This is a genomic window from Pseudomonas sp. 11/12A, assembly GCF_000800055.1.
Taxonomy (GTDB): Bacteria; Pseudomonadota; Gammaproteobacteria; order Pseudomonadales; family Pseudomonadaceae; genus Aquipseudomonas; species Aquipseudomonas mohnii.
The window spans coordinates 6,144,992-6,157,249 of sequence record NZ_JUGV01000001.1 but is presented as its reverse complement, the minus strand read 5'-3'; the positions used below and the strand labels follow the sequence as shown (position 1 = coordinate 6,157,249).

Annotated in this window: 10 protein-coding genes; 7 read left to right on the top strand and 3 right to left on the bottom strand. The window is 60.8% G+C overall.

Annotated features, from left to right (window positions below):
* Positions 1-178: 178 nt before the first annotated feature.
* The 3 genes from GQ39_RS28115 to GQ39_RS28105 all read right to left on the bottom strand — a co-directional run bounded on the left by GQ39_RS28115 (position 179) and on the right by GQ39_RS28105 (position 2,458).
* Entirely contained in the window at positions 179-550 is a 372-nt protein-coding gene (locus GQ39_RS28115) for a translation initiation factor Sui1 (RefSeq protein WP_047536996.1), read from the bottom strand.
* A 279-nt stretch (positions 551-829) separates the two neighbouring features.
* Entirely contained in the window at positions 830-1,387 is a 558-nt protein-coding gene (locus GQ39_RS28110; RefSeq protein WP_047536994.1) for an NUDIX hydrolase, read from the bottom strand.
* A 3-nt stretch (positions 1,388-1,390) separates the two neighbouring features.
* Positions 1,391-2,458, bottom strand: coding sequence for a DUF2333 family protein (locus GQ39_RS28105; protein ID WP_047536993.1), 1,068 nt, complete (start codon positions 2,456-2,458; stop codon positions 1,391-1,393).
* A gap of 552 nt (positions 2,459-3,010) precedes the next feature.
* Here GQ39_RS28105 and gcbA point away from each other — a divergent pair.
* The 7 genes from gcbA to prmA all read left to right on the top strand — a co-directional run bounded on the left by gcbA (position 3,011) and on the right by prmA (position 12,247).
* Positions 3,011-4,681 carry a diguanylate cyclase GcbA gene (gcbA, locus tag GQ39_RS28100; RefSeq protein WP_047536991.1) on the top strand — a complete coding sequence of 557 codons (1,671 nt, stop codon included), beginning with the start codon at positions 3,011-3,013 and terminating at the stop codon, positions 4,679-4,681.
* Positions 4,682-4,731: 50 nt separating this feature from the next.
* Entirely contained in the window at positions 4,732-6,678 is a 1,947-nt protein-coding gene (locus tag GQ39_RS28095) for a methyl-accepting chemotaxis protein (protein WP_047536989.1), read from the top strand.
* A gap of 189 nt (positions 6,679-6,867) precedes the next feature.
* Positions 6,868-8,610: a protein-disulfide reductase DsbD gene (locus GQ39_RS28090; RefSeq protein ID WP_047536987.1), complete on the top strand. Its 1,743-nt coding sequence runs from the start codon at positions 6,868-6,870 to the stop codon at positions 8,608-8,610.
* Between the two features lie 132 nt (positions 8,611-8,742).
* Positions 8,743-9,195, top strand: coding sequence for a type II 3-dehydroquinate dehydratase (gene aroQ, locus GQ39_RS28085; protein WP_047536984.1), 453 nt, complete (start codon positions 8,743-8,745; stop codon positions 9,193-9,195).
* 48 nt (positions 9,196-9,243) lie between these two features.
* On the top strand, positions 9,244-9,705 hold the full coding sequence (accB, locus tag GQ39_RS28080; protein ID WP_047536982.1) for an acetyl-CoA carboxylase biotin carboxyl carrier protein: 462 nt from the start codon (positions 9,244-9,246) through the stop codon (positions 9,703-9,705).
* 17 nt (positions 9,706-9,722) lie between these two features.
* The gene (accC, locus tag GQ39_RS28075) at positions 9,723-11,081 is read left to right on the top strand and encodes an acetyl-CoA carboxylase biotin carboxylase subunit (protein ID WP_047536979.1); all 1,359 of its coding nucleotides are present in this window, start codon (positions 9,723-9,725) and stop codon (positions 11,079-11,081) included.
* A gap of 287 nt (positions 11,082-11,368) precedes the next feature.
* Positions 11,369-12,247: a 50S ribosomal protein L11 methyltransferase gene (gene prmA, locus GQ39_RS28070; RefSeq protein ID WP_047536977.1), complete on the top strand. Its 879-nt coding sequence runs from the start codon at positions 11,369-11,371 to the stop codon at positions 12,245-12,247.
* Positions 12,248-12,258: the final 11 nt, after the last annotated feature.

The following is a 12,258-nucleotide window of genomic DNA, read 5'->3' as shown; positions in this document are numbered from 1 at the left end:
TCAGGCCGGCGCAGTCTAAAGAATGAAAATGACGGTTCGTCAACGAGGGGTAGACCCCGTCGACGGCAGTGAGTTTAGAAACCGGTCATGAACAGGCTCTGTGAAAACCATGATGACGACGCCAGACCTGACGTTCATCAGGACCGGGTCAAGCCACGGGTGGTTTTCACAGAGGCTGCTAGCCGCCGGATTTCTTCGCTTTGAAACCGTGCCTGGTCAACTCGGCCAAGAGTAGCTCGACATGGTCGCCCTGGATTTCAATGATCCCGTCTTTCAACGCCCCACCGGTGCCGCAACGTTTTTTCAACGTCGTGGCCAGCTCCTTGAGCGCGTCTTCAGCCAGCGGCACGCCGGTGATGGTCGTCACCGTCTTGCCGCCACGGCCCTTGCTTTCGCGACGCACGCGAGCGATGCCGTCGCCGGCCGGAATAACGGTCTGTTTGCAGATGCAGGCGTCCACCGGTTTACTGCAATCCGGGCAATGACGACCTGCGTCGGTGGAAAATACCAAGCCACCGAGGGCGGCGAAGGATGCGGCTTTTTTGGCCACCGGCAATCCTCTTGGGAGGACAAAGACTGGTCGCAGCACTTGGGAAAGGCTATCGACCGCGAAACCCCACTCAGGCAGGGGCAGCGCTAGTGAAACAGTACATCACTGCAGGAGCTGGCTTGTCGGGTCGCCGCCTCGCAGCGATGGACTTCAACGATAACGCGCTGCACCAGGCAGCACGCGTTGTCCTTGCGTTTTTCGCGAGCAGGCTCGTTCCTACAAAAGGTCGCGCAGTGTAACGGCAAAAACGCCGATTGCTAAGAGCCAATCGGCGCCAATTTATAGCTCTTTTGCGACGTCGCCGCCGCGGGCCCTGAGATAGCGTTTCAGCGCGGCCAATGAGTCCGGGCAATAAGGCTTTTCGTCGATTTCCCGAAGCACTTCGTCGATTGGCAGAAAACGCGCCTCAAGCACCTCCTCCGGTTGCAGGACCAACGGACCGTCCCACACCGCCGAAAACGCTGAACACCAGAGCCGGTTGCCGGTGTCTTCGAAGAAAAAATGGTCATGGGCGGTCAATTCCACACCGCTCACGCCAAGCTCTTCTTCCAGCTCGCGGGCCGCCGACTCGGCATAACTTTCGTCGGCCAGCACCATGCCGCCCGCCGCCACGTCCCAATATCCGGGATAAATCGCTTTGCTCAGGGTTCGACGGTGCACGCAAAGCTCACCGGCGGAATTGAACAGCATGATGTAGGTGCCCCGCCCGATCAGCCCGCGCTCGCGCAGATCGGCACGCACCAGCGCTCCGAGCGGGTTGTCCTGCTCGTCGACCCAGGCGATCTGTTCAGCATCCGAAGCTGCCCGGTGGGCAGCCTCCTTGGCACTATCGACCATGACTCAGCCCTGATTCAGCAGTTGACGCAAATCGATCACCGCCGCATTGGCGCGGGAGATGTAGTTGGCCATGACCAGCGAGTGGTTGGCCAGCACACCGAAGCCGCTGCCATTGAGGATCATCGGGCTCCATACCGGTTCCTGCGAAGCTTCCAGTTCACGGATGATCTGGCGCACGCTGACCGTGGCGTTCTTCTTCGCCAGCACATCGGCGAAATCGACCTCGATAGCGCGCAGCAAGTGCGACAGGGCCCAGGCCTGACCACGGGCTTCATAGAATACGTTGTCGATCTGCATCCACGGGGTTTCGACGATTTCTTCGTCAACCTGCGGCGCCACACCCGGTGCCACGACTTCGGTTTTCAACGCCGTGTTGAGCTTGACTCGGCCGACGCTGGCCGACAGGCGTTGCGACAGCGACCCCAGGCGAGTCCCGACGTCACCCAGCCAGTTGTTCAGGTTGTCGGCACGGGCATAGAACAGGGCCGTCTTCTGGCTCGGATCAGACAGGCGCGCCTGATAGCGACTCAGGGAATTGATGCCTTCCTGATACTCGGACTCACTGGACGGCAACACCCAGCTCTTATTGTCGAAGTTGAAACGCGGCTCGGCCTTGGCCAGATCGGCGTCTTCAGTGGACTGCGATTGCGAACGGGCGAAGTCCTTGCGCATTGCACGACTCAGATCACGCACCTGGACCAGCACGCCATATTCCCAGCTCGGCATGTTGTCCATCCACAGGCCCGGCGGGAAACGGTCGTTGGAAATGTAGCCGCCCGGTTTGTTCAGCAATGTACCGGCGACGGTCTTGAGGGTTTCGACCGTGGTATAGCCGACCACCATCTGCTTGCCTTCTTTCTCGGCCGCCATTTGGGCATTCTGCTGCACCGGAAACAGCGATGGCTCCTGGCTCCAGTACCAGCCCAGAATGCTCGTTACCACCAGGTAGATCACTACCAGTGTGAGCAGCGCCCGACTGAACAACAGGCCGCCCAGATAACTGCGGGTAGCCGACTTCGGTTCAGCGGCACGTTCAGGCGCGCTACCGGCGCGGTTCTTCCAGTCCAGCATGGCGATATCCTTTCAATCACTTAGGTTCATCGGTTCGACCACAACCATACAACAACGTGCCTTGGCCCGGCACCCGCCGTTGGGTTAATCCCGAAAAATACCGCCTGAAACGGCGGCAAACCCTTGCTCATGAACTCAAGCGCCCCGCCACTCACTACAGGTCGATGACAGCCATTGAAATTTGCCGCACCTTGGCCGTCACAAAGACTCAAGCCGTCCACCGGAGTTTTGCGGATGTCGTATAGGGGAATCCCTGAACCCTATCAGGCAAAAAGCCCTTCCGGGTCAGGTCGGCGAAAAATCAGAAAAAACCCGACAGAAGCGGCCCGGCGCCCAGCCGGAAATAGCTGAACGACAGACAAGTAAAATCCTGAAAGCGCCTGTTCACCGGGCCTCCGCAGGAACCAAGAGTCTCTTAAGGACCAATCGGTCGTAAACTGAATGAGTTCGCCTTGCAGATTATTGACGTACAACACTCATGCAATCGAAAAGAGGTGCTAGCATAGAGCCACCAGTCGACCCTCAGCGTGCACCCTAACTAGTAGTCAGGATATGACCGAGCCAGAAGACCCCAGCCGCGAGCGCCTCAAGCATCACTTTGCCCAGCGGGTAATTCATCAAGCACGTCAGATTCTTGAGATATGGCAGCGCCTGCAGCGCAGCGAGTGGTCGACCAATGACCTGTCGGAACTGAGCGAGGCCAATCTGCGCCTGCTGCGTTTCGCCGAACGTTTCGAGCAACCGGAACACACGCAACTGGCACGCCATATCAGCCAGTCGCTGGAAGCTGTCGACGCCAATCGCGGACGACTGAGCAGCGGCCTGATCACCGACCTCAATCGCTTGATGCAGCGCCTGTCGCGTACCGGCCTGCGTCATGGCGATCAGCTCGACCAAACCTTTCTGCCACCCCTGCGCAAGCCGATCTACGTGATGCTGCAGGATCATGACCGTGGCGAACGTCTGGCCAAACAGCTTGAGTTCTTTGGCCTCAGCGCCCAGTCCCTGGACAGCGTGGCGGCGTTTCGCGCCTCGATGGTCGAGCGCTTGCCAGCGGCGATCGTCATGGACGTGGATTTCAGCGGCCCCGGCATCGGCCTGAAACTGGCCGCCGAAGCCCAGGAAGGCCTCGATCATCGTTTGCCGCTGTTGTTCTTCAGCCTGCACGAAACCGACACCCCGACCCGCCTTGCCGCGGTGCGAGCCGGCGGCCAGGAGTTTCTCACCGGCACCCTCGAAGCCTCGAGCCTGCTCGAGAAAATCGAAGTCCTGACCTGCGTCGCCCAGTATGAACCTTATAAAGTGCTGATCATCGACGATTCCCGCGCCCAGGCACTGCACACCGAACGCCTCCTTAATAGCGCGGGGATCGTCACCCGGACCTTGATCGAGCCGATCCAGGCCATGGCCGAGCTGGCTGACTTTCAACCGGACCTGATCATCCTCGACATGTACATGCCGGCGTGCACCGGTACGGAACTGGCCAAGGTGATTCGCCACAACGACCGTTACGTCAGCGTGCCGATCATTTACCTGTCGGCCGAAGACGATCTGGACAAGCAACTCGACGCCATGAGCGAAGGCGGCGACGACTTCCTGACCAAGCCGATCAAGCCCCGGCACCTGATCACCACCGTGCGCAACCGCGCGGCACGGGCACGCAACCTCAAGGCTCGGATGGTCCGCGACAGCCTCACCGGGTTGTACAACCACACCCACATTCTGCAATTGCTCGAAGACTGCTCGTTCCGCGCCCGCCGCGAGAACAAGCCGCTGAGCTTTGCGATGCTCGACATCGACCACTTCAAACGGGTCAATGACAGCCACGGCCACCCCATGGGCGACCGCGTGATCAAGAGCCTGGCCCTGTTTCTCAAACAACGACTGCGCAAGACCGACTTTATCGGCCGTTACGGCGGCGAAGAGTTCGCCATCGTCATGCCCGACACTGACCTTGATGCGGCCTACCGGGTCCTCGATGAAATACGTCAGCGGTTTGCCGAAATTCATTACCCCGCTCAACCCCATGATCTTTGGTGCACCTTCAGTGCCGGGGTGGTCGAGTTGTGCGAACACTCGGACAGCCTGTTGATGGCCAGCCAGGCGGACGAGGCGCTCTATCGGGCCAAAGACGCCGGGCGCAATCGCGTACAGGCGGCCAGGACGCCAAAGCAAAGTGCCACCTTTTCATCGCAAATCACTCCATCAGTCATAACCCTGTAACAGAAACGCAATAAATTCAGGCGCTTATCATTCTGCCGTTGGTAGACACGATGCGTCTGAAGCTGCTGACCAATCTCAATACCCTTCTTTTAGTCGCCGTCTGCGTAGCCCTTGGCGCGACACTCTGGTGGTCGCAAAAGGCCCTCGAACGCCCCTATCTGTTGATGGAGCGATACCTCGGCCTGTCCCAGCGGTTTCAAAATGAAGTCGCGCGCAACGTCGAAGACTATCTCGCCAGCGGCGATGCCCTGCGCTTGAGCAGCGCCAGCCAGGCGATCGATGGTTTACAGAACGAACTCGGCGAATTGCCGCCGGCCTTGGCCGAAACCTTGCGCCCCAGCCTGTCGACCCTGGACGAATTCAGCAAAACCGACCTGCTCGCCGCCGGCAAACTCGCGGGAGACCCGCAAGCCCTGTTGCTGCAAGCCGAACGGGAACTCGGCGCCAGCCTTGACCAACTCAGCCAGTACGCCAGTGGCAACGTGGCTTACCTGACACCATTGCTCGCCGCCGCCCAGCACCTGGGCAAACTTTCCCTGGCCCGCGACAAACTGGTCAGCAGCGGCCGCAGCGAACTGGCTGCCGATGTCGAGCGCGAAGTCGCCAACATCCGTGCCCAGGCTGAGCAGCTGGATGCCCTGCCACTGCTGGGCGTGGCCGTCAGCGCTGAATCGAATACGGATGATTTCGCCGCCATGATGGGGCTGGAAAACACTCAAAAAGCCGTTGCGGAAGATGCCGGCGTCGGCCTCAAGCGTGAACTGAACAGCCTCCTCACCCGCTACCCGGCGGAACTGGCGCGTACCCGCGAGCAGATCCAGAAACGCGCCGACCTCAGTGCCGCGACCCACCTGAAAATCACTGCCGTACAGCAAGCGATCGCCGGTCTTGAGCCCGTGGTACGCGCCCAACACGGACAGATCCAGAGCGAAGTGCGATTGATGCAAGGCGTGATGATCGGTCTGATTTTGCTGATCGCCCTGCTCATCGACACCCTGCAACGCAAGCTGGCCCGAACCTTGACCAACCTCGCTCCAGCCCTGTCCACCTGGGCCGAAGGCGATTTCAGTCGCGACATTCAATTGGGCAAAACCAACCGCGAACTGCAAGACATCGAAGCCTCGCTCAATCGCCTGCGCGCCTATCTGGTGGACCTGGTGGGCACCATCCGCCTCAACGCCGAGCAGGTCGCGGGCAGCAGCCGAACCCTGGCAGAGTTGAGCAATGACCTGCACAGCGGCGCCGAACATCAGGCTGGTGACACGGCCATGATCCGTGATTCGCTCAGCGAACTGGAGGCGACCATTCAACAAGTGGCCGGCGATGCCAGTCAGGCCGCCGATGCCAGCCGCCACGCTGGCCAGGCCGTCGCGCACGGGCAGCAAGTCATCGGCCTGAGCCTCACCGGCCTGCATGCGCTGGTGGGTGAAGTGCAGGGCAATGCGCAGATGATCGAACACCTGGCCGAGGAATCGGCCACCATCGGCGGTGTGTTGACCGTGATCCGCTCGATTGCCGACCAGACCAACCTGTTGGCCCTGAACGCGGCCATCGAAGCGGCTCGCGCCGGGGAAATGGGGCGCGGCTTTGCCGTGGTGGCCGAAGAAGTGCGCTCTCTGGCACAACGCACCGCCGGCGCCACGGGAGAAATTCAGACCCTGATCGCCGGCCTGCAAACTGCCGCGCGGCAATCGGTCGAAGGCATGCGCGCCCAGGTCGAACACGCCGAAGCCACCGCCAATCAGGCCCAGGCGGCCGACGGTGCGCTGGATAAAATCGTCGGAGCGATCCAGACCATTTCCGAGACAGCCGTGCGCATTGCCGATGTCACCGCCCAGCAGAGTGGCGCTGTCAGCGAGATCCGCGATCACAGCGAGCGGATTCACCAACTGGGTGGGGATAACTTGCTGCGCATTGGCGAAGGGCGAGAGCAAGGGGAGAACCTGCTGGTGTTGGGCGGGCAACTGCATACAGCCGTTCAGGCGTTCCGCGTCTGACGAATTGCTATCGCGCGCAAGCCCGCTCCCACTGGATTCTTGGCAGTACACAATGTTTGTGTTCACTGAAGATCACTGTGGGAGCGGGCTTGCCCGCGATGGCGTCAGTTCACTCACCACACATCCGTGGCTCTGCACACCGAACGACTGTCCGCTATCATGCCCCCAATTCCGATACGCGAGATTGTCATGCGCCGTTTGCTCTGCCTGCTGCTTTTAGTGCTCGCCCTGCCGGCCACCGCCACCGGGCTGCTGGAGAGTCGGCCCAGTTCGACGCTGGGTTCGATCAACAACAGCGCCGATTTCCTGCCGGTGCGCGAAGCCTTCCAGCTCAGCCTGGTGGAAAGCACGCCGCAATCGATCAAGCTGCGCTTCGTGGCCACCGAAGGTTATTACCTCTACCGCCACCGCTTTCAATTTCGCGCCGATCCAGCCGATGTCGTCCTCGGCACAGCACGACTGCCGGACGGGCAAAAGAAGCATGACGAGTACTTTGGCGACGTCGAGGTCTACCACGGCATTCTCGACGTGGAACTGCCGCGCACAGATCAACGCGCCTTTACCCTGGCCGTGACCTATCAGGGCTGTGCCGATAAAGGCCTGTGCTACCCACCCGAGACCGAACGCCTGAACATCAATGGCGACGGCGCAACGACAGCCCGTGACTGGAGCTGGCGTGAACTGGCGCTGTTTTTTCTCGCGGGCCTGGGCCTGACCTTTACTCCCTGCGTACTGCCCATGCTGCCGATTCTTTCCGGCGTAGTGTTGCGCGGACAGGTCGGCGGCTGGCGCGGGTTCAATCTGTCGTTGGCGTATGTACTGCCGATGGCCACCTGCTTCGCCCTCCTCGGTGCCTTGATGGGATTGTTTGGCGCGCAGCTCAACTTGCAGGCACGCCTGCAATCAGCCTGGGTGCTGGTGCCGTTCGCGATGTTTTTTGCCGTGTTCGCCCTGGCGATGTTCGGCGTGTTCGAACTCAAGTTGCCACACGCGATCAGCAGCCGACTCGATCGCATCGCCGGACGCACCGAAGGCGGTTCGCTGTGGGGCGCCGCCGTGCTGGGCGTGGTCTCGAGCCTGCTGGTTTCACCTTGCGTCTCGGCACCTCTGGCCGGCGCGCTGCTATACATCAGTGCCAGCGGCGATGCCTTGGGCGGAGGCCTGAAACTGTTCATGCTCGGCCTCGGCATGGGTGCACCATTGCTGCTGGTGGCCACGGGGGGAGCCGCCTGGTTGCCGAAGAGCGGGCCGTGGCTGGTCTACGTGAAAAACGCGATTGGCGTATTACTGCTCGGGCTGGCGATCGGCCTGTTCAGCCGCGTCATGCCCGGGCAGGTCACCTTGCTGTTGATCGGCTTGCTGGCCGGTGGCGTCGGCCTGTTCATGGGCGCGCTGGAGTTCGTCTACAAACCGCCTCGAAAACGCCTGGGTCAATTGCTCGGGTTGTTTCTGCTGTTTTATGCGCTGGCCTGCTGGTATGGCGCGTTCAGCGGACAGACCGATCCGTTCAACCCGATCGGTCAGACGCGCACGGTTGCCGGCAACCCGCCAGCGCCCACCAGCAATGCATGGCAGACCGTCAGCACCCCGGCCGACCTCGACCGCGCACTGGCCGAAGCCCGCGCGTCGGGCACTCCGCTGCTGCTCGACTGGTACGCCGACTGGTGCATCAGTTGCAAAGTCATCGAACACGAAGTGCTCAACGACTCCACGGTTGTTGAACGGCTCAAGGGCTACCGGCTGATTCGCTTCGACATCACCGCCAGCAATGCCGAGCAACGCGCCCTGCTCGACCGCTACAAACTGTTCGGGCCTCCGGCACTGATGTTTTTCGGCAAGGACGGCATCGAACGTGCGCAAGTACGGGTGATCGGCGAGATCAATGCGCCGGACTTCGCCGAACGTGTTGCCAGGGCGAATGACCAGATTTAATCAAGCGGTCATATAACTCGCGCAAACATCGGGCATCGTGCTGGCTATTGCAGAGAACTGGACAGTCACAAAGGCTTTGCGGCATAGTCGCCGGGTTCTGACCATTGCACACGGATAACAAAGGAACAGCCGATGGCGACCCTACTGGTTCTGCACGGACCCAACCTGAACTTGCTTGGCACCCGTGAACCGGGCACCTACGGCGCCACGACACTGGCGCAGATCAACCAGGACCTGGAACGCCGGGCCCGTGAAGCCGGCCACCATTTGCTGCACCTACAAAGCAATGCCGAGTACGAATTGATCGACCGCATCCACGCCGCTCGCACTGAAGGCGTGGACTTCATTTTGATCAACCCAGCAGCTTTTACACATACAAGTGTCGCATTACGTGACGCGCTGCTGGCGGTGAGCATCCCATTCATCGAAGTGCATTTGTCTAACGTGCACAAACGTGAACCTTTCCGCCATCACTCTTACTTCTCCGACGTAGCGGTGGGAGTGATCTGCGGCCTTGGCGCCAGCGGTTATCGACTGGCCCTGGAGGCCGCCCTAGAGCAGCTTGAAAGACAGGCAACAGCTTGAACAACAAGCGTTAAACGCCCCTGACCGACCCTTGGGAGTTGATGATTCATGGATATCCGTAAAGTTAAGAAACTGATCGAATTGCTGGAAGAGTCCGGCATCGACGAGCTCGAGATCAAGGAAGGCGAAGAGTCCGTACGCATCAGCCGTCATAGCAAGACCCCGGCTCAGCAGTATTACGCACCGGCTCCGATGCATGCCCCGGCTGCCGCGCCTGTCGCTGCTGCTCCGGCTGCCGCTGCCGCCCCTGCTGCTCCGGCCGCACCAGCGCTGAACGGCACCGTTGCCCGTTCGCCGATGGTCGGCACGTTCTATCGCAAGTCTTCGCCAACCTCGCCGTCCTTCGTTGAAGTCGGCCAGACCGTGAAGAAAGGCGACACCCTGTGCATCGTTGAAGCCATGAAGATGATGAACCACATCGAAGCTGAAACCAGCGGTGTGATCGAATCCATCCTCGTCGAAGACGGCCAGCCGGTTGAGTACGACCAACCGCTGTTCACCATCGTTTGAACCGCGGAGAGCCTTTGATGACTGCGAAGTTGGAAAAAGTTCTGATCGCCAACCGCGGTGAGATCGCACTGCGGATTCTGCGCGCCTGCAAAGAGATGGGCATCAAGACCGTCGCCGTTTATTCCAAGGCTGACAAGGAACTGATGCACCTGGGCCTGGCAGACGAGTCCGTCTGCATCGGTCCTGCATCGGCCGCCCAATCTTACCTGCACATCCCGGCGATCATCGCCGCGGCCGAAGTGACCGGCGCCACCGCCATTCACCCAGGCTACGGTTTCCTCGCGGAAAACGCCGACTTCGCCGAACAGGTCGAGAAATCCGGCTTCGCCTTCATCGGTCCGAGAGCTGAAACCATCCGCCTGATGGGCGACAAGGTTTCGGCCAAGCACGCCATGATCGCCGCCGGTGTGCCTACCGTTCCGGGTTCCGACGGCCCGCTGCCGGAGGACGAAGAAACCGCCCTGCGCATCGGCCGTGAAGTCGGTTACCCGGTGATCATCAAAGCCGCTGGCGGCGGCGGTGGTCGCGGCATGCGCGTTGTGCACAAGGAAGAAGACCTGATTTCCTCGGCGAAACTGACCCGCTCCGAAGCGGGCGCAGCGTTCGGCAACCCGATGGTCTATCTGGAAAAATTCCTGACTAACCCGCGCCACGTGGAAGTCCAGGTACTTTCCGACGGACAGGGCAACGCCATCCATCTGGGCGACCGCGACTGCTCGCTGCAACGCCGTCACCAGAAAGTTCTCGAAGAAGCGCCGGCACCGGGCATCGACGAGAAGGCTCGCCAGGAAGTCTTCGCCCGCTGCGTCAAGGCGTGCATCGACATCGGTTACCGTGGCGCAGGCACTTTCGAGTTCCTGTACGAAAACGGTCGCTTCTACTTCATCGAGATGAACACTCGTGTCCAGGTAGAGCACCCGGTATCGGAAATGGTCACCGGCATCGACATCGTCAAGGAGATGCTGAGCATCGCCGCCGGCAACAAGCTGTCGTTCACCCAGGATGACGTGGTCATCCGCGGTCACGCGCTGGAATGCCGGATCAACGCCGAAGACCCGAAAACCTTCATGCCGAGCCCTGGCACGGTCAAGCATTTCCACGCCCCGGGCGGAAACGGCGTTCGCGTCGATTCGCACCTGTACAGTGGTTATGCCGTTCCGCCGAACTACGATTCGTTGATCGGCAAGCTGATCACCTACGGTGCAACCCGCGACGAAGCCATGGCGCGCATGCGCAATGCCCTGGACGAGATCGTGGTCGACGGGATCAAGACCAACATCCCGCTGCACCGCGACCTGACTCGCGATGAAGGCTTCTGCAAAGGGGGCGTGAACATTCACTACCTCGAGCACAAGCTGGCGGGCGAGAAGCACTAAGCTTCGACCTCATCAACAAGGCCGCCTTCGGGCGGCCTTGTTGTTTCCGGATATTTCATTTAACGAATCACCACCAACCCTGTGGGAGCGGGCTTGCCCGCGATAGCCGTGTATCAGTCTACGATTGATATCGGATGTACCGGCCTCATCGCGAGCAAGCTCGCTCCCACAGGGTATGTGTTGATGCTCGGGCCAACCCACTCCCACAAACCCCCCGCGCTCGCGTAAACTTGCGCGCTTCTCGCAGCCCGCTAGGCTGCAATCAATATTTTTCAAAGGTGCCCGCCATGCCTTGGCTGCAAGTCCGTCTCGCCATCAGCCCAGAACAAGCCGAAACCTATGAAGACGCTTTCCTTGAAGTGGGCGCCGTGTCGGTGACCTTCATGGACGCCGAAGATCAGCCCATCTTCGAACCGGAACTCAATACCACACCACTGTGGTCGCACACCCACCTGCTGGCCCTGTTCGAAGGCGGCACCGAAGCCGCCAGCGTACTGGCCCACCTCGAGCTGCTGACCGGCAGCCCATTGCCCGAGCACCACAGCGAAGTGATCGAAGACCAGGACTGGGAACGCAGCTGGATGGATAACTTCCAGCCGATGCGTTTTGGCCAGCGCCTGTGGATCGTGCCGAGCTGGCACGCCGCCCCCGAGCCTGAGGCGGTCAACCTGCTGCTGGACCCGGGCCTGGCGTTCGGCACCGGCACCCACCCCACCACCGCGCTGTGCCTGGAATGGCTCGACGGCCAGGACTTGAAAGGTTGCAATGTGCTGGACTTCGGCTGTGGCTCGGGGATTCTGGCAATCGCCGCCCTCCTGCTGGGTGCGAAGGAAGCCGTGGGCACCGACATCGACGTTCAGGCGCTGGAAGCCTCCCGCGACAACGCCGGACGCAACAATATTGCCGAAGAGCTCTTCCCGCTGTATCTGCCGGAAGATTTGCCGCAGGTTCAGGCCGACGTGCTGGTCGCCAACATTCTCGCCGGCCCGCTGGTGTCCCTGGCACCGCAGCTGTCCGGACTGGTCAAGACGGGCGGTCGCCTGGCGCTGTCGGGCATCCTTGCCGAGCAAGGCGAAGAAGTGGCCGCCGCCTATGCCAAGGACTTCGACCTGGATCCGATCGCCAATCGCGATGGCTGGGTGCGCATCACCGGCCGTCGGCGCTAGAATGAGCCTCT

Coding starts and splice junctions, on each gene's coding strand:
- GQ39_RS28110 (WP_047536994.1), bottom strand. CDS start 1,387: ATGGTCGATAGTGCCAAGGAGGCTGCCCACCGGGCAGCTTCGGATGCT.
- GQ39_RS28095 (WP_047536989.1), top strand. CDS start 4,732: ATGCGTCTGAAGCTGCTGACCAATCTCAATACCCTTCTTTTAGTCGCC.
- GQ39_RS28105 (WP_047536993.1), bottom strand. CDS start 2,458: ATGCTGGACTGGAAGAACCGCGCCGGTAGCGCGCCTGAACGTGCCGCT.
- prmA (WP_047536977.1), top strand. CDS start 11,369: ATGCCTTGGCTGCAAGTCCGTCTCGCCATCAGCCCAGAACAAGCCGAA.
- GQ39_RS28090 (WP_047536987.1), top strand. CDS start 6,868: ATGCGCCGTTTGCTCTGCCTGCTGCTTTTAGTGCTCGCCCTGCCGGCC.
- accC (WP_047536979.1), top strand. CDS start 9,723: ATGACTGCGAAGTTGGAAAAAGTTCTGATCGCCAACCGCGGTGAGATC.
- gcbA (WP_047536991.1), top strand. CDS start 3,011: ATGACCGAGCCAGAAGACCCCAGCCGCGAGCGCCTCAAGCATCACTTT.
- accB (WP_047536982.1), top strand. CDS start 9,244: ATGGATATCCGTAAAGTTAAGAAACTGATCGAATTGCTGGAAGAGTCC.
- aroQ (WP_047536984.1), top strand. CDS start 8,743: ATGGCGACCCTACTGGTTCTGCACGGACCCAACCTGAACTTGCTTGGC.